16 protein-coding genes and 1 pseudogene are annotated in these 20,367 nt (G+C 37.2%); 2 read left to right on the top strand and 15 right to left on the bottom strand.

From position 1 onward, the window contains the following. Position 1: 1 nt before the first annotated feature. The 9 genes and pseudogenes from ACFPQ3_RS08365 to rhaB all read right to left on the bottom strand — a co-directional run bounded on the left by ACFPQ3_RS08365 (position 2) and on the right by rhaB (position 10,228). Positions 2–871: a branched-chain amino acid ABC transporter permease gene (locus ACFPQ3_RS08365; protein ID WP_156806687.1), complete on the bottom strand. Its 870-nt coding sequence runs from the start codon at positions 869–871 to the stop codon at positions 2–4. A gap of 139 nt (positions 872–1,010) precedes the next feature. Further along, positions 1,011–2,168 (bottom strand): ABC transporter substrate-binding protein, encoded by a 1,158-nt coding sequence (locus ACFPQ3_RS08360; RefSeq protein WP_198039919.1) that lies wholly within the window; start codon positions 2,166–2,168, stop codon positions 1,011–1,013. A gap of 106 nt (positions 2,169–2,274) precedes the next feature. Then, positions 2,275–2,547: a DUF2129 domain-containing protein gene (locus tag ACFPQ3_RS08355; protein ID WP_156806688.1), complete on the bottom strand. Its 273-nt coding sequence runs from the start codon at positions 2,545–2,547 to the stop codon at positions 2,275–2,277. A gap of 278 nt (positions 2,548–2,825) precedes the next feature. Next, positions 2,826–3,419: pseudogene (locus ACFPQ3_RS08350) on the bottom strand (ATP-dependent Clp protease proteolytic subunit); the annotation flags it as partial. Positions 3,420–3,730: 311 nt separating this feature from the next. Beyond that, complete coding sequence (gene upp, locus ACFPQ3_RS08345; RefSeq protein WP_156806690.1) at positions 3,731–4,360, bottom strand: uracil phosphoribosyltransferase; 630 nt, start codon at positions 4,358–4,360, stop codon at positions 3,731–3,733. Positions 4,361–5,128: 768 nt separating this feature from the next. Continuing rightward, the gene (locus ACFPQ3_RS08340; protein ID WP_156806691.1) at positions 5,129–6,280 is read right to left on the bottom strand and encodes an iron-containing alcohol dehydrogenase; all 1,152 of its coding nucleotides are present in this window, start codon (positions 6,278–6,280) and stop codon (positions 5,129–5,131) included. 218 nt (positions 6,281–6,498) lie between these two features. Further along, a complete protein-coding gene (gene rhaD / locus ACFPQ3_RS08335) occupies positions 6,499–7,320 on the bottom strand; it encodes a rhamnulose-1-phosphate aldolase (RefSeq protein WP_156806692.1) in 822 nt (273 codons plus the stop codon). A 196-nt stretch (positions 7,321–7,516) separates the two neighbouring features. Then, positions 7,517–8,773 carry an L-rhamnose isomerase gene (gene rhaA / locus ACFPQ3_RS08330; protein ID WP_156806693.1) on the bottom strand — a complete coding sequence of 419 codons (1,257 nt, stop codon included), beginning with the start codon at positions 8,771–8,773 and terminating at the stop codon, positions 7,517–7,519. Between the two features lie 12 nt (positions 8,774–8,785). Beyond that, positions 8,786–10,228, bottom strand: coding sequence for a rhamnulokinase (rhaB, locus tag ACFPQ3_RS08325; RefSeq protein ID WP_156806694.1), 1,443 nt, complete (start codon positions 10,226–10,228; stop codon positions 8,786–8,788). A 124-nt stretch (positions 10,229–10,352) separates the two neighbouring features. Here rhaB and ACFPQ3_RS08320 point away from each other — a divergent pair, with 124 nt between their 5' ends. After that, complete coding sequence (locus ACFPQ3_RS08320) at positions 10,353–11,339, top strand: AraC family transcriptional regulator (RefSeq protein WP_156806695.1); 987 nt, start codon at positions 10,353–10,355, stop codon at positions 11,337–11,339. Between the two features lie 652 nt (positions 11,340–11,991). Continuing rightward, positions 11,992–12,153, top strand: coding sequence for a hypothetical protein (locus ACFPQ3_RS08315; protein WP_162012369.1), 162 nt, complete (start codon positions 11,992–11,994; stop codon positions 12,151–12,153). Positions 12,154–12,717: 564 nt separating this feature from the next. On the opposite strand, the gene ACFPQ3_RS08310 is transcribed toward ACFPQ3_RS08315, so the two are convergent. From ACFPQ3_RS08310 to ACFPQ3_RS08285, 6 genes are all read right to left on the bottom strand, one after another. After that, positions 12,718–14,268: a sensor histidine kinase gene (locus ACFPQ3_RS08310; RefSeq protein WP_198039920.1), complete on the bottom strand. Its 1,551-nt coding sequence runs from the start codon at positions 14,266–14,268 to the stop codon at positions 12,718–12,720. A gap of 64 nt (positions 14,269–14,332) precedes the next feature. Beyond that, a complete protein-coding gene (locus ACFPQ3_RS08305; RefSeq protein ID WP_156806697.1) occupies positions 14,333–15,031 on the bottom strand; it encodes a response regulator transcription factor in 699 nt (232 codons plus the stop codon). Positions 15,032–15,111: 80 nt separating this feature from the next. Beyond that, a complete protein-coding gene (locus tag ACFPQ3_RS08300) occupies positions 15,112–15,669 on the bottom strand; it encodes an isoprenylcysteine carboxyl methyltransferase family protein (protein ID WP_156806698.1) in 558 nt (185 codons plus the stop codon). 167 nt (positions 15,670–15,836) lie between these two features. Next, positions 15,837–16,106, bottom strand: coding sequence for a hypothetical protein (locus tag ACFPQ3_RS08295; RefSeq protein WP_156806699.1), 270 nt, complete (start codon positions 16,104–16,106; stop codon positions 15,837–15,839). A gap of 12 nt (positions 16,107–16,118) precedes the next feature. Beyond that, positions 16,119–16,391 carry a hypothetical protein gene (locus tag ACFPQ3_RS08290; RefSeq protein WP_156806700.1) on the bottom strand — a complete coding sequence of 91 codons (273 nt, stop codon included), beginning with the start codon at positions 16,389–16,391 and terminating at the stop codon, positions 16,119–16,121. A 1,163-nt stretch (positions 16,392–17,554) separates the two neighbouring features. Continuing rightward, positions 17,555–20,074, bottom strand: coding sequence for a YSIRK-type signal peptide-containing protein (locus tag ACFPQ3_RS08285; protein WP_380434029.1), 2,520 nt, complete (start codon positions 20,072–20,074; stop codon positions 17,555–17,557). Positions 20,075–20,367: the final 293 nt, after the last annotated feature.

Genomic DNA, 20,367 nt, shown 5'->3' with positions numbered 1-20,367 from the left:
CTTACACCTTCTCTTTCACATTTTTACCAAGGATTCCTGCTGGACGAACCAAAAGAATCAAAATTAAAATCACATACACAACAGCATCTTTATAGGTTGAAATACCAAGAACGTAAGTAAATGTTTCTAATATACCAATTACAACACCTCCTAGAGCAGCTCCAGGAATAATTCCAATTCCTCCAAGTACTGCGGCTACAAAGGATTTAATCCCAGGAGCCATCCCCATAAGTGGTTCGATTGAGTTGTAATAAAGACCAATTAGGACACCAGCCGCTCCAGCCAAAGCTGAACCAAGAGCGAAAGTAAAACTGATTGTTGTGTTGACATTTATCCCCATCAACTGAGCTGCATCACCATCAACAGAAACAGCACGCATAGCTTTACCCATCTTAGTTTTCTTAACAATAAATTGCAAACCAATCATAAGTATCAAAGAGGTTACTAAAATAATGATTTGATGACTATCAATTGTAAAAGCACTAAAATCGTAACGAACCTTTTCAATAACTTGAGGGAATGCACGTTTTTCACTTCCAACAAAATATTGCATGCCATATTCCAAAAGGAAGGACACACCAATCGCAGTAATTAGTGCAGCTATTTTTGTTGAATTCCGCAAGGGACGATAGGCTAAAAATTCAATCAACATCCCAATACATGCTGTTATCATCATTGTTAACACTAAAGCGATAAAGAAATTTATCTGGAGGGTGTTGATAAGATAATAACCAATGAAGGCACCTAGCATATAGATATCTCCATGAGCAAAGTTAATCAACTTTAATATTCCATAAACCATGGTATAACCCAAAGCTAGGAGGGCATACACACTTCCTAGAATTAAACCATTGACCAATTGTTGGATCATCTGTTTATTTACCAATCTTTCTATAAAATAACAATATCTGGGAAGACAGTTTGCTTCCCAGATTAATATAACTTCTTTTTCAGTGATATGCAAGAAGGATGAATTAACAAATTCCTTTCTTACATTCAAACTAATATGACTAGTCAGCTTTTACGACTGTTGAAGAAGTCACTTTACCATCAGTCAAGCCAATCATAACGGCTGATTTTACTGGGTTATGTGTCTCATCAATTGTCATTGTTCCTGTTACACCTTCAAAATCTTTAACTTTAGCAATATTTGCTGCAATATCTTTAGATGTTTTAGCACCTTCAGCAGCACTCACTGCTAAATAGACTGCATCATACGAAAGTGCTGCAAACATTGAAGGTTCTTCACCATATTTTGCTTTATAGGCTTTAACAAACGCTGCTGCTTTATCAGAAGCTTCAGCTGAGAAACCTGAAATATAGAAAACGTTATCAACATTGTTAGCGCCGGCTAATTCAATCATACGACTATCCGCTAAACCATCAGAACCTACGATTGCTTTCTCAATTCCCATCTCACGAGCTTGTTTAATAATTGAACCCGCTTCTTCATAGTAACCTGGCATAACAATCACTTCATAGTCAGCTGATTTGATTTTTGAAAGAGCTGCTTGGAAATCCGTATCTTTAGCTGCAAAGGTTTCTTCAATGACGATATCACCTTTATATTTTTCTTTAAATACTTCTGCAATTCCTTTAGAGTAATCCGAAGAATTATCATAATAAAGAACAACTTTCTTAGCTTTTAACGTATTTGTCACATAGTTAGATAAAACAGCACCTTGATAGCTATCAATAAAGGTTGTACGGAAAACATATTCATTAACCTTACCATCTGCACCAATTGTCAGAGAATCTTGTGTTCCTGAAGGTGTAACCATCGGAACACCCGCAGATGTAATATTTGGAATAGTTGCTGCAACTGCACCAGATGTAGCAGGTCCTACCATGACATTAACTTTATTCTCTGTTACTAATTTAGTCGCTACAGTTGCAGCCTCAGCATTTTCAGATTTATTATCTTGGGTAACGACTTCTAATTTCTCGCCTGTTGCCTTTAGTTCTTCTATAGCAAGTTCGGCACCATTTTTTTCTGCAGTACCATATGCTGCTGTACTACCTGATAATTCAAAATTAAGGCCAATCTTCAAAGTATCTCCAACTTCCGTTCCTAATGCCGAGGAGCCAGCTGATGGTGCCGCACCACAGGCAGCAAGAACTACTGAACTTGTAAAAGCAAGCATTCCAAATGTTAATTTTTTCTTCACGAGATATACTCCTTAATAATTTCTAAAATTTAATACTGTACAAGTATACTGAATTATCTGAAAATTTGCAACACTTTTATCTCAATTTTTATATTTTTTGTCTCTTTTATTTAGTTGCTAATTCTTCTACTTTTTTGGAAAGGCTTCCAACAAAATTCTGATCAATTTTTTGCAAGTGAGATGGCAAAACACGCTTTACAAATTTTTGTTTTTCAATCATTGGGATAAGATCATTCACATCTGTTGTATTCACATAGAGGAGAACATAACGCAATTTTTTGGAATGGTAAAAAATATCACCAAATTTATTTAATTTACGAGCATCACGATTATAGTAAAGATACACTGCTAAACTCATTCGTTCTTGTTTTTCAAACATGATTTTTCCTTTCTACCTTATTTTTACACTAGTCATTATTGACTGCACCTGTCATATCGTTTTTATTGGCACATATTTTATCGGCTGCTACGGCCGGATTCCCTTTGACAATAAAGTTTAGTGAGGCTGAATGTGTTGTACTCTTGGCATCATTAGGGGCAATCAGTAATAAATCTGTTGATTTTCAAAATGTATACTCCCAATAATACAACACTTTTATTGTACCATAATTCCAAATCCGCAACAGCAAAAAAGCAGGGAACCCCTGCTTTGGCAACTTAATTTAAATTATTATTTTCCATGATAGCATCAATGAACCCATATTTAAGCGTCTCTTCTGCGCTCATCCAGTAATCACGTTCAGCATCTTTATGAACTTGCTTAATGGTTTTACCAGAATTGTCTGCCAAGATTTTTTCCAAGCGGTTACGTGTTTTGAGTAGGTGTTCTGCTGCAATAGCCATATCTGTCTGTTGGGTCCCTCCACCAGTCCCCCCCATAGGTTGGTGGATCATATACTCAGCATTTGGAAGCATAAAGCGTTTACCTTTGGCACCTGATGAGGCAATGACAGTTCCCATTGAGGCCGCCATCCCCATAACTATAGTTTGCACATCAGCCTTGATAAAGTTCATTGTATCAACAATCGCAAGCCCTGCTGACACTGAACCGCCTGGTGTATTTACATAAAGGTAAATATCCTTTGTATGGTCTTGCGCATCTAAAAATAATAGCTGGGCAATCACTGAGTTCGCCATATTATCCTCAACTGGACCTGTTAACATAATAATACGGTCTTTTAAAAGACGTGAATAAATATCATAAGAACGCTCACCGCGTGAAGTTTGCTCAATAACTACAGGAATCATAGTTTTCCTCTTTTCTTCTTATTTCTTAATGCTATTATATGCTTTTAGTCAGCAAAGGTCAAATAAAAAAACTTATTTTTAGCACTCATTTCACAAGAGTGCTAAAACACTTGAAAATGAAAGAGCAAACCCAATTGCCCCTTCTCATATTGATGATATAATCAACCCCAATTCTTCTCGGCTTAGCAACACGAAGAACTCTAAGCAATCATTTTTTATCATCCTCAAATTCTGACGACTGACCTAAATAATAGGTCGCCCGAACCTCGTTGTTCTCTAGTTTTCAAACAACGACCTAAATAGGTCACACAGACCTATTTAGTCCCAAAGAGTCGGTCGCCAGCATCTCCAAGCCCTGGGACGATGTAGCTTTGTTCATTTAGTTTTTCATCAAGGGCTGCTGTATAGATATCAATGTCTGGATGCGCAGCTCTGAGTTTTGCAACTCCTTCTGGCGCAGCTACTAAGCAGACAAATTTAATATTAGTAGCACCGCGTTTTTTCAATGAATCAACACCTAAAATAGCTGAACCACCTGTCGCAAGCATTGGGTCAACTAAGAAGACCTGACGTTGCTCAATATCTTCTGGAAGTTTCACTAAGTATTCAACCGGCTCAAGTGTTTCCTCATCACGGTACATTCCGATGTGTCCCACTTTTGCGGCTGGGACAAGACTCAAAAGACCATCAACCATACCGATACCCGCACGCAAAATTGGAACGATTGCTAATTTTTTACCAGCCAACTGCTTTTGAATAGTTTTTGTAATCGGCGTCTCGATTTCAACATCTTCAAGTGGAAGATCACGCCATACTTCATACCCCATGAGCATAGCAATTTCATTAACTAACTCACGAAAGTCTTTCGTAGAAGTCGTTGTACGACGTAAAATAGACAACTTATGCTGAATTAGTGGATGTGCAATAACTTGGAAATTTCCCATGAGAGAACCTCTTTCTATATACGTTTATGTTTAACATTATAGCAAAAAAGTAAGCGGTTGACCATTATTTTTGTAAAACTAGCCATGCCGTACACAGGAGAGAATTTCACAAAATAAGTTCCACTTTAATTTCTCAAATAGATATTAAAAGTGATTCGATACTATACATACCTGCTTGTTCAAATCTGTCAAGAAACTCTACAGATAAAAACTTTTCTTAATTATTTCGACGAACAATAATAAATGCATAAATGTTTTAAAATACTGTTATCTTATAATAAAAATCTCTCCCTATCCGAAGCAGTTCAGACAAGAAGAGTAATTACATTTATTATTGGCAAGGAAAAGTGTTCTAACTTCTGACCTTTTAATGTGGAGAGAATTTGATGCAGTAGTTATACTCATTTAAAATCAAAATATGATAACTTATATTCACAATTTTTTGGACAGTTAGTCTTATGTTTTAGGGATGCTCCAAGAGTCTAGGAGCCCTTTGGAGGTTAAAATAAAGCCAGCAAAGCCGGCGTCAAAACCTCCTAACGCAGTTCCACTGCTATTTTTAAACCTAATATCTCCGTTAGCTTTTTAGTTTTAAAGCTAACCTGACAATTGGCAGAATATAGTCAATCGTCTTTTGACCACGGTCTCAACTGTCTGTGTTGAGCGACCTTATATTCTCTTTTTAAGCTGACGCAAAAAACTTTAACTTGTGATAGTGGGATAGAAGTCAAGACTTCTATCCCACTATCATGACAAACCATATTCTCTTTAGAACAATTCTTTATAAAAAGCAATTGTTTCTTCAAGAGTTGGCATGAATGGGTTACCTGGTGCACAGGCATCAATTAGGGCATTCTTAGAGAGATATTCAAAATCAAAATCTTCTTCCTTGATATCTAATTCTGTCAATTTTTTAGGAATACCAACTGTTTCTGATAAGCGTTCAATGTTGGCAATGGCAAAATCTGCACATTCCTCATCTGTTTTACCTTCTGTGACAAATCCAAAGGCTTTGGCAACATCACGGAAAGCTACTGGCACCCGTTTAGCATTTTCACGTTCAATAATTGGTAATAACATCGCACAACAAACACCGTGTGGCAAGTGATAAACAGCACCTAATTGGTGGGCCATAGAATGGACATAACCAAGACCAGCATTATTGAAAGACATACCACCAAGGAAAATCGCATTTACCATTGCCTCACGTGCTTCAATATCCTGACCATTTTCAACGGCACGAGGTAAGAATTCATTGATTAACTCAATAGCACCGATTGACAATTTCTTCGTCACGCCATAAGCACCTGGGGTAACAAGGGCTTCAATAGCATGTGTCAATGCATCCATACCAGTTGCTGCTGTCAACGCTGCTGGTTTAGAAAGCATAAGTTCTGGGTCATTAACTGACATTAGCGCAAGACTGTTTTTATCTACCATAACCATTTTGACTTTGCGTTCTTCATCAGTAATAACATAGTTAATGGTAATTTCAGCCGAAGTTCCAGCTGTTGTATTGATTGCAACAACTGGTAGCCCTTTATTATCAGATTTATGGAGACCTTCAAGCTCTTGTGGAGTTTTATCATTTGTTGCCATGACTGAGATACAGCTAGCAGCATCTTGAGGTGAACCTCCACCAACTGAAACAATAAAATCACAGTCATTTTCTTTCAACACTGCAAGACCATCATAAACATTTTTAGTTGATGGGTTCGGATCGACATCTTCAAAGACGACGTAAGCAATACCTGCTGCATCAAGCGGTGCAGTCACTTTAGGCAGAATATCACTACCAGCAATAAAATGGTCAGTGACGACTAAAGCTTTCTTGAAACCAAGTTCAGCAACATGGGCACCAAATTCATTGATAACACCACGACCAATAAGGTTGACTGAAGGGACATAAAAAGTTGACATAAGAGACTCCTTTATTTTAAATACAATATGAATAAATGTTTATCTATAAATAATTAAAAATTTCAAAGCTATTTATAGATTTTTTGTAATCGTTTTCTTCTTTATTTTATTATTAATCTAGCCAAAACACAAGAAATTTTGTTGATTTTTTCACATATTTTTTCAAAAAGTTAAGAGCCTAACTGCCCTTAACCCATTATTTAAACACGCTTCAATATTTACAGGTCAAGAAACCCTGCATGTGGTGTTTGTCCAAAATAATCTGCAATTTCTTGCAATTCTTGATCTGTAATTTCTTGAAGTATTTGACCACCTTGCGCACCAACTTGAGAAAAAATCATAGCAGCTTTTTCGATAACTTCAACAAGACCATAGGTTTCATCAAGTGAAACTCCCGAAGCAAACAAACCATGATGTGGCCAAAGGACTGCTTGGAATTCTGACATTTTTGCTGCTGTCGCTTCACCAATAGCATTTGTACCTGGGGTCATGTAAGGAATCACCCCAATGCCTTCTGGAAAGACGACGATTGATTCTGCCTGCATTTTCCAAAGAATACGTGATAAATGACGTTCATCCAAAGGTTGTGTAAAGCTCATCGCGATCAGGTTTGTTGGATGACAATGGAAAACAACGCGTTGCTCAGGATTCACTTTGAGCCGCTCAATATGACTGAGCAAATGGCTTGGAAACTCTGACGTTGGTTTACCACCGTCTTCAAATCCCCAAACGACATCATAAGATTTACCATCTTCAGAAATTTTAACAAGACCGAGGTCCAATGTTGGACGGTCATACACATTACGAAAGTAACGCCCAGTCCCTGTTACCAAGTAATAAAAACCAGCAATAGCCGAAGCATTAAAGCCAAGTTCATAAGTCGCTTTGACCTCTGAAACATCTTCAAAACCTTCTACTTCCTCTGCTAAAAGTCGATAAGAAACGTTACCACCATTACGCTCATCCCAATACCGAAGATAAGACTCGCGCGTCACCTCACGCATGTTTTTAACAAATGATGAATCAACAAATTTTGTCATTTTTCTGATACTAGAGGGAATTTACGGACAGAGCGAAAATAGGAGATTTTCCTCTAGTAGAATCTATCATTTTCGCAGAGTCCATAACTCGAGTTCAACGACTCGAACCCCTTTATTTCCTTTCCTTTTTATGTTTGAACCCTTTGCTAAGCCTTGCAGACGAGTTCAATTTCTTTCAGCTATTTTATTAAGCCTTTTAACGCGTTGCTAAGATTTCTTTTTCGTATGCTTGCACTTCTTTAAGCCAATCAAGACCTACTGGAACGCCATTTTGCTCACAGAAATAATTCCATACATCCGCATATGGGAAATCTTTGAGTTCTTCTGTATAAGCCAAACGTGCCGTGAAATCAAATTTATTTTCCAATTCTTTCAATTCTGCAGTTGGTTCAAGCATGGCTTTCAAAAGTGCTTTTTGAGTGTTTCTGGTACCGATAACCCAAGCAGCCACACGATTGATTGTCGCATCAAAGAAATCAAGTCCAATAACGGTCTTATCAAGTAGATTGTTACGAACAATTTCTTTAGCAATGTCCTGCAATTCATCATCCATAATGACAACGTGGTCAGAATCCCAACGCACTGGACGTGACACATGGAGCATCAAGTTCTTTTCACTAAAGAGTGACAATGAAGACAATTTATTTGAAATCACTTCTGTTGGATGGAAATGCCCAGCATCTAACAAAATCGCTTTATTGCGTGTCAAACCATAACCCATGTAAAATTCATGCGAACCCACGGTATAAGCTTCTGCACCAAGCCCAAAGAGTTTACTTTCAACGGTATCAACATTATACGCTTCATCAATTTCTTCTGAGAAAATGGCATCAAGCGATTCCATGAGACGTTTGCGAGGAGATAGGCGGTCAACTGGATTATCTTTGAAACCATCCGGAACCCAGAAGTTCGTGTAGCAAGTTTGACCAAGCTCTTTTCCAAAATATTCAGCAACACGGCGACTGCGTTTTCCGTGTTCAATCCAGTAATCACGGACTTCCTTGTCAGGGTGAGAAAGTGTGAAACCATCTTTCATCATTGGGTGTGAGAAGAACGTTGGATTGAAATCTAGTCCAAGACCTTGTTCTTTTGCCCAAACAACCCATTTTTCAAAGTGTTTTGGCTCAATCTCATTCAAATCTACCGTCTCATCCGTATCAAGATAAATGGCATGAAGATTCAATTTGTGTTTTCCAGGAATGAGAGAATAAGCCTTTTCGAGGTCCGCACGTAATTCATCTGGCGTACGAGCTGCTCCAGGATAATTTCCTGTTGACATGATACCACCGGTCAACTCTCCGTCTGGATTAAGGAAACCTTTTACATCGTCTCCTTGCCAGCAATGCATTGAGATTTTGACCTCTTGCAATTGTTTCAAAACGGCATCTGTGTCTACACCGATGCTAGCGTATGTTGCTTTTGCTTCTTGATAGCGTTGTTCTACTGTTGTCATCTTATTCTCCTATTAAAATACTAATTTTTGATATTGTTTCAAGTGATCTCGGTCTGCAATAGGCTGTGGTTCATAGCGGTCGAATGCTTGATTTTTGGACAACCAAGCTCGCGCTTCTGCCAGATTTTCTAATTCACCAGACGAAATCATTTGTACCATAATATTTCCAATAGCTGTCGCTTCGCTTGGGCCTGCGATAACTGGTTTTCCGATAACGTCTGCCGTTAATTGGTTAAGGAGTTTCACGTTGCTACCACCACCAACGATATGAAGTACTTCCAACTCTTTTCCTGTCAGACGTTCTAACACCTTCCATTCATGGGCATAAGCCAATGCTAGGTTGGAATACACGCACATGACTAATTCGCCTACTGTTTTTGGAACAATTTGGTTGCTCTCACGACAAGCAGCTTGAATCTCTTCAATCATATTCTTTGGATTGGTGAAACGGTCATCATTGAGATTGATATACTGCAAGAACGGCTCTACCTGATAGGTCTGCTCTGCCATTTCTGCAAAAGAATACTGATAATCCAACATTCGAGCAATTTCTTGAACAGCCCACATGCCAGTAATGTTTTTGAGGAAGCGGTAAGTTTTGTAGGCTCCCCATTCATTGGTATAATTTTCCTCAAAAGCAGGTTGAGTTGCCAACGGTTCGCTATTTTCTACACCAATGAGAGACCAGGTGCCACTTGAGATATAAGCCCAATTCTCTGAGGTCGCTGGAACTCCAACAACTGCTGAGCCTGTATCATGAGTTGCTACGGCAATCACCCGTGCTTTAGGCAAATCATAGGTCTCATGAAGTTCTGGTAAGATTTCTCCAATAACTGTTCCTGTTTCCATTAACTCAGGCAATTGATCAAGAGAAACTCCAGCCACATCCAGCAAGTCTTTATCATAATCACGACTGTGAATATTAAGGTATTGAGTCGTTGAGACATTTGTTACTTCACCAACTTTTTGGCCCGTTAAACGATAGGCAATATAATCAGGAATCAACAAGATATCTTGCGACTTTTCAAGCAACTCTCTTTCTTCAGCACACAATTGATACAATGTGTTAAAATTTAAGAATTGAATCCCTGTCTTTTCATAGACAACATTTTTCGGAATACTTTCAAAAACCTTTTCCATCATGCCTTGCGTTCTAGCATCACGGTAAGCTATCGGCTCCTCTAGCAAGTTTCCTTCTTTATCTAGGAGAACATAATCAACTGCCCAGGTATCAATACCAACGGTACAGTCCATAACACCTTTGGTTTTTACTTTTTCAAGTCCTGCTAAAATTTCATTGAGTAGTTGACTAACATTCCAGCGATCATGCCCATTTTGTTTCGTAAAACCATTTTTAAAACGATGAATTTCAGTTAATTCAAGGGATTGACGCGTATCTGCCAAAATCACACGCCCACTTGAAGCACCAATATCAACGGCAACATGATAAGTCATTCAATCGTCCTTTCTTATTTTTTTGTTATCGTTTACATTTATGATTTTACCATTTCTACTATTTTTGCTACAATATCCTAAAAACAGTAAAATTGTATCAAATTTACAGATTAACAAGGACATTATGACTAAACTTAAAAATTTCCTATTTCTTCATACAGAACACGAAGAAAAGCAGCTCTCTGAACACCAGTTTGTCAGTGATTTTCCAGAATTAAAACAGCTAAATGATGCCGATATTCCAATCATTAGCCAGCAAATTTTTGGAACAAATAAAGAAGTTTACATTAGTAAGCATAGTCGTTTTGCAGATTACCCTGCTCATTCTCATCAATTCCTTGAAATCAACTATGTCTATCACGGCACTTGTGAACAGGTAATCAATGGCAAGACTTATCACTTTCAAACAGGTGATCTTATCCTGATGGACACCGATAGTGTACAATCTATCAAATCCCTCGGTGAGGATGATATCTTAATTAACATTTTATTTCGTGATAAGTCCATCTCATTGGATTGGCTATCCGAACTACAGAGTCATAATAGTCTTATTTACCAACTTCTTCTCAACGAGACACTCTCAGATAAAAAACAGAGTAATTTTGCCATTTTTCCTGCCGAAAAAACACATTCTGTTATTCCCATCCTTAATCAATTATTGGAAGAATATTTCTTCCCGGGAGATTTTTCTGATAAAATCATCAGTAACTATCTTTCCATTCTCATGTATCATTTAGCACGGACCTTATCTAAAGTGACACAGGAAAATCTTTTAACAAAGACCAATGATCCCTTTGCTAAAGTGCTTGAATTAATAGACCAAGAGTTTTCCAAACTTACCCTGAAAGATGCCGCTAAAAGACTCAATTTCAATAAAAATTACCTTGGTAATCTCATCAAGGAACGAAGCGGCAAAACTTTTACCCAAATCCTCCATCAGAAACGCCTCTCACGCGCCAAACTCCTCATCGAATCCACTCAACTCTCCATTCAAGACATTGCCCAACAAACCGGGTTTTCAAACCGCACCTTCTTTTATAAAAAATTTGAAAAAGAGTATGGAGTGAAACCATCCGAGTTAAGGAATTATGATGAAGTAAGTAAAGATTAGTTATACTTTTTTGATATTGAAACATCCAATAATGTCTAACAATCTCCCCACAGAATGCCAAAATTTTTCATTTTGATAGCTTTGAATACTGACTGGCCTATAAGAACCACTTCGTAGCAAATGTGTTTACTATTTCTTTTTTAATCAATCATCATTTAGTCTTTATGCCCCCAATATGAGGTTGAAATGAATTTTAGATAAACATAAACACTTGGACAGTCATTACAGTCCTTCCACTTCAAAAATGTGTTATCATATCTTTATGACCTTTATCCAAGATTTTAGACAACCCGCCTTAGATGTTGTCAATGAAGGCCACACCAAAGTAGAAGCTTGCCGTGTTTTCAAAATGAGACTCACAACCCTAAAAAAATAGGAAGTAATGTTAGGAACCAAAAGTCATTTAGAGGACAGCTCAAGAGAACCTCCCCCAGAAACTTCCTAAAAACGAGCTCCTCGCCTACGTTGAAGAACATTCAAAAGCTTATATACGTGAAATCACCGAGCACTGTTGCTGCACCATCAATGCCGTATGGAAATCTTTCAGAAAACATGGCATCACTTAAAAAAAAGGCCACTACCTATCACGAGCAAAAGCCATAAAGCGTAGAACAATTCCTGGGTATCCTGTCTGCATTAATCATGATTCCCATTGTTTTATATCGATGAAACAGGTATTGACACCTCCCTTTATCGGAAAAATGGCAGAGCAAAACGCGAACAAAAGGTTTATAGCACATTAGTGGCAGATGATTTGAACGGATGGATATCGATTGTCGTTGATCAGATTGATAGCGTTTTATTGCCCACTTAATTTATAAACAACATGTGATCAGTGAGTTCTTTATCAAATGATTCGACAATTACCTTATACCAGTATTAGGCGGCTCATATGTTATTGTCATGGATAATGCCAGTTTCCATCCAAAGAAAGCGCTAGACAAGACCTGCATTTCACAAGGTTACTATTTTTAACCCCTACCAACCTAGCCACCTAAATGTAACCCCATTGAAAAATCTTGGGTAATCCTAAAAAAAAGCGTCATAAAACTACTCGCTTAGTGCCAAACAATTGAGGAGTGTTTGAGAACAGTTCTTTAAAGTGGAATGACTATATTTTGATCAAATACTGTCCTTGACAAAAATAACTTCCAAAATCACTGACTTTGGAAGTTTTTAATATATTTCGAGTGCCAACATTATACAGTTATCATCATTTATATTTTATAATGAATTGTAACACTAAGACAATTTATCTTAATCTTAATATTAAAAAACTAAACAATTATAACACTAACACAAAATAACCTGAGCAGGTACGGTCTAAATAAGAACTTATTATGAGTAGTTTTTATCCGTCTTTAGAGTTTTTACAATATTATTTTTTATACGAATCAATCGGTAAGGTTATCTCAAATATCTTAGAATAAGGAGCTACATTTTCCGTGCGGAGAATAATATTACCACGATGCATTATAACAAATTGTTTAACAATGGACAAACCTAACCCTGCACCACTCTTGCCAGCAGTTCGGGCAGGACTGCCAGTGACAAAAGGTTGAAAAAGGGTTTTTGCTACCTCTTTGGATATTTTTGTTCCATTATCAGCAATTGACAAAATTAACACATGTTTCTCACGCTTCAAGGTAAAGGTCAATCGCGTTTTTGGAGGATTATACTTCAAAAAATTATTCAACAAGTTGTCCAAGGCTCTTGTAAAACTTGTAGTATCTAATTGAGCATAATAGGCAATTTCTGGGATATCTATCTCCAATTCATAATCCTGCAAAATGAATTCATCATAATGTTTTGCCCAGTAACTTCTTAAATATTCACAAAAGTCTATCGTTTTGGTCTGCAATTGAAATTTTGGATGCTGTGCTTGACTAAAATCAAACAAGGATGAAATCAATTCATCTAACAAGACAGCTTTTTGATAAATAATTTGCGTATAACGTTCACGTGTCTCATTAGCAATCAAATTATCTGCCAAGGCTTTTGAATAACCTTGAATTACCGTCACAGGTGTTCTTAAATCATGAGAAAGGTTGGCAATCATCGTTTGATTACTTTCTTCAACTTCTTGACGCTTCTTCTCACTATTATAAAATTCAAGAGATACTATATTGAAGGTTTTAAAAATTTCCATCAATTCTTTCGGACCATTGTAATCGGTAACTGTCTCAATCCGATCTTTTTGAGATAATTTTTTAATAGCGTCATTCAATACTTTCAACGGCATAGAGATTCTTTTATTTAGGCGCCATGTAAATACGATAATAATTATCGTAACAATAATTAATAAAATTCCAAGATTAAAGATGGTACTGTCATAAAAACGTTGTTCTACCAGCATAATATCGTATGGCCTAAACATAACTAATGTCATTTTTTTACCACTATTAGTCTTAAAGTCATACTTATAGACGTGAAAATCATCAAACAAGGTTTGAGTCAATAGACCAATTTCACGTGGTGTAAAACTCTCTTTTCGCGTTGACGTATTCGCAATTAAAACATTTAATTGCTCGTCTAATAAATAAACAAACTCTTCTTCTTCGACAATTACTCCTGAAGCAACATATTTATCTGCGATTTCCTTATTTTTCTGAATAAAATAACGTCCTTTACCATCAACTTCCGTGTACCTTGTACTTGTATAATAAGATTCTGTATCATAAGGTAGCATAATCTCTAACTCCTCTGGAGAAAAAGAGTAACTTTTAGAGGGATTACTAGAATAAATAACACTTCCATCAGAAATGACTTCATAAAATTGACCATATCTATTAATAATAGAAAGAGATTTATCTGCAAAATTTTCACGCTTCAATTCCTTCTCAATTTTAGAAAGATCAGTCATGGAAATACCCATCGTTACTTTCTCCAGCATAATTAGTGATAAAAAAATCCAAGTAAATATTGCCACAAATAAAACAACCATATAGATAATGAATTGAGATAGGAGCATTCGAACTAAGCTAACGCTTTTTTTAGGTCTGCTTTTCAAATTTATAGCCTATACCTCTCATCGTTTTTATATAGTCAGGATGTCTAGGATCATCTTCAATCTTATCTCTAAGGTTAGAAATATGAACAACAATTGTACTTTCATCACCATCTATAAATTGATGACTTCCATTAATCTCTTCATACAACTGCAATTTCGTAAAAATTTGCCCTGGGTATTCCATCAATTTTTGAAGAATTTTAAATTCTGTCGCCGTTACTGCAATAGGTTCTCCATTTTTCCTTAACAACACCTCATCAATATTTAATCTCAGAGAGCCCGCAACAATTTCCTTTGTCTCTTTCGATTTTGAATTCAGTTCATAGAACCTACGCAAATGCGATTGCACACGCGCTACAACTTCCAAAGAATTAAAAGGTTTTGTGATATAGTCATCAGCACCAATATTTAAGCCTAGAATTTTATCCATGTCTGACATTTTAGCCGATAAAATAATAATTGGGATATTACTATCCTGTCTGATTAATTTTGTCAGCCCATAACCATCCAATTTCGGCATCATAATATCGACAATCGCTAAGTCTACCTGATTTTGCTTAAAAAGCTCATAAGCCTCTTCGCCATCGTTAGCAATCAATACTGTATAAGACGAATTTTCTAGATATAATCTGAGTAATTCAACAATATCCTGATCATCTTCAGCAAGCAATATCGTATACATCACTTTCCTCCTCGTAAAGGTTCAATAATTTCTTTCTCCTATTGTAGCATTTTATGACAAAATATGAGCACCAATTCTAGTTAAAACCTTCTGCCTTCACCCGTTACATGTTTACAGTTGTTTTCCGTATTAGGTAGTATTTGTGTGATAATAAGGTTATTTTCTTCAACGATCCGATTACGAAGTATCAAAGCATAAAATGGACCGACACAAATCAAGGTCCACCAAGCATGACATAGCAAACTAAGACCTACTAGTTCTGGCGCAATATTTAAAAAGTAATTAGGATGTTTCACGACACGAAATAGCCAGTGATTGTTAAATTGGTGATTTTTAGCAATCATCAGCTTAACAGTCCAAATATCAGATAACAAATGGATAACAACACAAAGCATGATAAAGGCAAATAAAAGTAAACCTAGCCCTAAGAAACCTACCTGATCAAGTATTGTATGACGTACATAAGCCTCCACGAAGCATCCTAGATAAAATAAGATATGAGCAACGGTTAGTAATTTCGTATTTTTAACGCCATATTCAATACCACCATTTGCTAGAATATCAGCCTCATTTTTCTTAGAAATCGTTAAAAAAGCTAGTCGGAGTATGAAAATAGCTCCAACAATCATTAAAATCATTTTATTGTTTTCTCCTTTCAATCAATTTTAAATAAACATAGAAAAGAGTTTTTTAACCTCTCTATGTACTGTAATTCTCTACTTCATAGATTTACGATGACGTTTCACCACATAGATTATAAATGATAAAACTCCTAAAACGCCTAGAAATACCACCAACTCTGTTGTTAGACTTGATTCCAATGAATTTGCTCGTGGAAGTTTTTCGGTATACGACATGCCATTGCTTTATTAGATTCAATGACATCATGATTTGATGTTAAACACAACTGCTCTTTAACGATTGGTTTTAATTCCAATACTTTCATTTGTTCCTTATCACGATGACTTTTTTGTGACCGACCAGGTTCTTTCTTGTTCATCTCATGGCTTTGGTTGAGACTTAACATCTGCACAAGCATCCCATCTTTTGGTCGCATCTCAGATATAGTATCCATATCCTGTCTTGGTTATTCTACCACTTTATAAACAAGTACATAAACACTAAAGTGTGTAACCTTAAATCCTACGCTTCCATCGGGATTTGTTATAAACGGCAACCTTTCTTTCATAGAGCCTAAAACATAGCACACTTTATCAACACTAGCTTTAGCTAGCACAGTTACAGTAACCTCTCCTGTTAACTGAGCTGTTCCTCCTCCTGGATAAGAAAGTTTTGATAAGACTTTCTCCTCAATAAACTTTTCATCAGCTGCCGGAACAATATACCCATTGACCTTCACTTTACTCTGCAAATCGTGTAAATCGATCGGTAGTATTTTCCTTAGCATGAACTGTCGAAGTCATGACATTTGTTACTGCCAACATTATGTACTTACCATACTAATCCATGCTTTTTCCTCTTAATCATTTTGACATGATATACTGAATTTTCATTTAATTTTTAACTCCTTTTATTTATTCATACTTAATTTTACAGGCTTTTTTTGACTTTACAATAGGCTTCGTGACGATTTTATCTAAAGATAAGACAATCTTAAGGTTATCTAAATATTATTAATGCTATCTTTATATTGTTAGTTTTTTTCACTTAATCAATCTACTTTCATACATGCTTAATATTTGCTGGAGGTTTTTGACTTCCAACATAAGACAATTAACGAGACTTTCATACACTAGGAGATTACCGTTAGTGCTGTTTCTTAAATGATATTGATGAAGACTATTTTTGAGCTAAAAATAAGTTTGATCAGCAAGAACTCGTTTACCTACTAGTACCAAAACATGATATTTCTTGAGATTTTGTGCTCTGAGGATGGCTGAAAGAGTAGGTAGCGGTAAAGGAACTCAAGGCTACTGATGAATGAAATAAGGATACCAAAATACTGTTGAAAACTTATGGATATTGTCTTTTTTAACATTGTCAACGAGAAGGATTATTCTTAACTCTAGAGAAGTACGATGCTTCTATATAAAAGTCGCTTCAGTGGATACGGATTACTGTATCTGTTTTTATACTTACTTTAAATTCAAAATCTGAATCTAAGTTCTTCTCTGATGATTTTTTTCATCTGGCAGCATGCATTATAGTAAATTGAAAAAAAGATTAGGATAAATAATAGAATAACCAATAGTATTATCGCGGGTTAAAATGATCCATCTGTGTCCTGTTCTTAATTCAAATAACTATACAATAGCGAATGATTTCAAGGGAATCAAAACGGCTTTGCACCTCTTTAAACGAGGAACAAGGCCGCTGCTCAATCTTTTATATTATAGTATTGTCCACTTAAAAGAAGCAGTTCAGTCCTTTCTAGGATGTGGTTTTCACAATCCCTTACAGCTTACAAAGGACAGTGCTCTACTGTTTAGAGAGAGAGTCCAACGTATAGCTCTGATAGCAAAATAACTGGAAAGTTAAATCGTTGCAAAATCATTTGGGAGGTTAGTCCTTGCTTTTCTTGATTTGTGTAATTCCTAATAATGCTAGTAGACTGCTACCCAACAAGGCTAAGATCGACGGTAGGTCACCAGTCATCGGTAACTGAGCTGTTCTCTGAATAGAAGTTGTCTTCGTTTTGGATGTTACAGGTATTTGCTTGACTTTTATCTCCAAATTTTCTGCAGGTAATTCCATTTTGTTAGATTTTACTTGAACTTCCTTGCTGACATCAGGAGTCATTGACGTTTTAGGAACAATCGGAGTAGATTCTCTAGGTTGTTCATTTTTGGGAGGGAGGGTTGATTTAAACTTAGGCGATGGTTTTTTCTCAGATTTTGGCTCTATCTCAGGTTTTGGTTTTACCTCAGTCTCTGGTTTCACCTCAGTCTCTGGTTTCACCTCAGGTTCTGGTTCTACCTCAGTCTCTGGATTTACCTCGGGCATTGGTTTCACCTCAGTCTCTGGTTTCACCTCGGGCATTGGTTTCACCTCAGTCTCTGGTTTCACCTCAGTCTCTGGATTTACCTCGGGCATTGGTTTCACCTCAGGTTCTGGTTCTACCTCAGTCTCTGGATTTACCTCAGGTTCTGGTTCCACCTCAGTCTCTGGATTTACCTCAGGTTCTGGTTCCACCTCAGGTTCTGGTTCTACCTCAGTCTCTGGATTTACCTCGGGCATTGGTTTCACCTCAGGTTCTGGTTCTACCTCAGTCTCTGGATTTACCTCAGGTTCTGGTTCCACCTCAGTCTCTGGATTTACCTCGGGCATTGGTTTCACCTCAGGTTCTGGTTCTACCTCAGGTTTTGGTTCTACCTCAGGTTTTGGTTCTACCTCAGTCTCTGGATTTACCTCAGGTTCTGGTTCCACCTCAGTCTCTGGATTTACCTCGGGCATTGGTTTCACCTCAGGTTCTGGTTCTACCTCAGGTTTTGGTTTCACCTCGGGCATGGGTTTCACTTCCGGCACTTGCTTTTTCTCGGTTTCTGGCTTAGCCTCAGGTGCTGGTTTTGTTTCAGGTGTTGGCTTAGCCTCAGGTGTTGGTTTTGCCTCAGTTTCTGGCTCAGCCTCGGGTGTTGGTTTCACTTCCGGTACTTGCTTTTTCTCGGTTTCTGGCTCAGCCTCGGGTGTTGGTTTTACTTCCGGTACTTGCTTTTTCTCGGTTTCTGGCTCAGCCTCAGGCGCTGGTTTAGGCTCAGTCTCTGGCTTAGCCTCGGGCACTGCTCTCTCCTCAGACTTAGGGGCCATCTCAGGTGTTGATTTAGGCTTGGGCGCTGGAGAAATTATTAAGGAGCTGTCTCCTATACCTTTTTCTTCCTGCTTTTCCCTTTCAACTTGTTCTAGTAACTTTTTGACTAGTTCATTTTTGAGGGTGTCTTCAAATTTTTTCTTTTCTTCTTGATTTATTTTCTCACCTTTAAAACGATACCAGTTCCCAGCTCCCTGAGTGATTTGATTTATCCCCGTTAAGAATGGAAGATTTGTGGGATCGACTGTATCAGATAGCTTCGCAGTAATTTGATATCGATACTTATCTGATGTATCCAGATAGGTTTTACCTGTTTTTTTAACGATTAACATAGTGGAGAAATCATTTGGTGAAAATCCCTGTTTATCAGGCTCTACACGAGAAACATGTGTGTCCCACTCGCTTTGATAGTTATAGCTACCATTGTCTCGTTTTAAATATCCATAGGTATGATCGAAATCGCCAGTGAAAAAATGAGAATCCTTTATTTGGAAACGTTCTTTCTTTTCGCCAGTCCTTTCAAAATCAATGTTTTCTAATTGAACTCCTTTGGGGAGCATAAAAATCATATTAGGTCCAACCCAATTTTCTCCAGCGTTGTTGAAAGAGACAGTCCAAGTTATATGAGTAATCTTTTTATTGTTGCCGATACCATCATAGTGATATCCTATTTGGTAAGTTACGCTTTTATGCGTATTATTAACATCTTCTTCATAAGCCATTGGAACAGTTGTTGACTTTTTATTAACGATACCATCACTTGCTTGAGGGGATTTGATTTCCTGTGCTTGTGTAGAATTTCTTAGGCTCGTTGTTTCTGGTTTTGTTTGAGCTATTTCAGGTAAAGTGGCTTCAGCAGGTTGGAGGCTGTCTATTTGAGATGAACCAGGTGTAGGTGTACTATTGCCGATGACTTCTTGCTCTAATGTGGCTAATGAATCTGAGTTTGAGTGACCTCTTTCAGATATTTTCGTTTCAAGTGTAGCGTCAGTTGTTTCCGAAATCTCGCTTCCTTTGATTTTCGTATCATCAGTGCGATTCTCAGTTTTAGAGATTTCCGCATCCGAAACTATCGCCGGTTGCTCTTCTTTTAGTTGACTGGCTTCTGTATGAGAAAAAATCTCTGTACTGGGTGGTGAACTGATTGCTACTTCATCCTTACCATCAGCTTGAACGAATTGTGTCGGTAGTCCGATCAGCAAGGTTCCAATGAGAACAGACCCTACCCCAACTTGGAGTTTTCGAATGCTATAACGTTTTCGGTTATCAAATAACATAAAAATATCTCGCTTTCTACCTCTGAAATTAGAAGGTGCTCTATAATCATCATTATAGCTATAAGAAGAGAGAAAGGGAACGGAGGTAATGTAATAGTTACCTAATTTTTGTGTATAGGCAAGGATTAAGAAAAAAGCAGTAACTTAAACATCCCTTCAGAATGAAACTTCTGAAACGATTGTTTTTCCCGCGTTGTAAAATTAAGCTAGACAGAAAAAGCCATCTATGTTAGTCTCAGATAAACTACCACATTTGTCTGAAAGGGACTAACATAAATGACCTACACTCATCT

Source organism: Streptococcus caledonicus, from assembly GCF_042656225.1.
Taxonomy (GTDB): domain Bacteria; phylum Bacillota; class Bacilli; order Lactobacillales; family Streptococcaceae; genus Streptococcus; species Streptococcus caledonicus.
The sequence above is the reverse complement of the archived record's forward strand: the minus strand, read 5'-3'. Positions and strand labels throughout refer to the sequence as shown.

Coding starts and splice junctions, on each gene's coding strand:
- ACFPQ3_RS08365 (WP_156806687.1), bottom strand. CDS start 871: ATGATCCAACAATTGGTCAATGGTTTAATTCTAGGAAGTGTGTATGCC.
- ACFPQ3_RS08340 (WP_156806691.1), bottom strand. CDS start 6,280: ATGTCAACTTTTTATGTCCCTTCAGTCAACCTTATTGGTCGTGGTGTT.
- ACFPQ3_RS08320 (WP_156806695.1), top strand. CDS start 10,353: ATGACTAAACTTAAAAATTTCCTATTTCTTCATACAGAACACGAAGAA.
- ACFPQ3_RS08285 (WP_380434029.1), bottom strand. CDS start 20,074: ATGTTATTTGATAACCGAAAACGTTATAGCATTCGAAAACTCCAAGTT.
- ACFPQ3_RS08355 (WP_156806688.1), bottom strand. CDS start 2,547: ATGTTTGAAAAACAAGAACGAATGAGTTTAGCAGTGTATCTTTACTAT.
- rhaB (WP_156806694.1), bottom strand. CDS start 10,228: ATGACTTATCATGTTGCCGTTGATATTGGTGCTTCAAGTGGGCGTGTG.
- ACFPQ3_RS08300 (WP_156806698.1), bottom strand. CDS start 15,669: ATGATTTTAATGATTGTTGGAGCTATTTTCATACTCCGACTAGCTTTT.
- rhaD (WP_156806692.1), bottom strand. CDS start 7,320: ATGACAAAATTTGTTGATTCATCATTTGTTAAAAACATGCGTGAGGTG.
- ACFPQ3_RS08305 (WP_156806697.1), bottom strand. CDS start 15,031: ATGTATACGATATTGCTTGCTGAAGATGATCAGGATATTGTTGAATTA.
- upp (WP_156806690.1), bottom strand. CDS start 4,360: ATGGGAAATTTCCAAGTTATTGCACATCCACTAATTCAGCATAAGTTG.
- ACFPQ3_RS08295 (WP_156806699.1), bottom strand. CDS start 16,106: ATGGATACTATATCTGAGATGCGACCAAAAGATGGGATGCTTGTGCAG.
- rhaA (WP_156806693.1), bottom strand. CDS start 8,773: ATGACAACAGTAGAACAACGCTATCAAGAAGCAAAAGCAACATACGCT.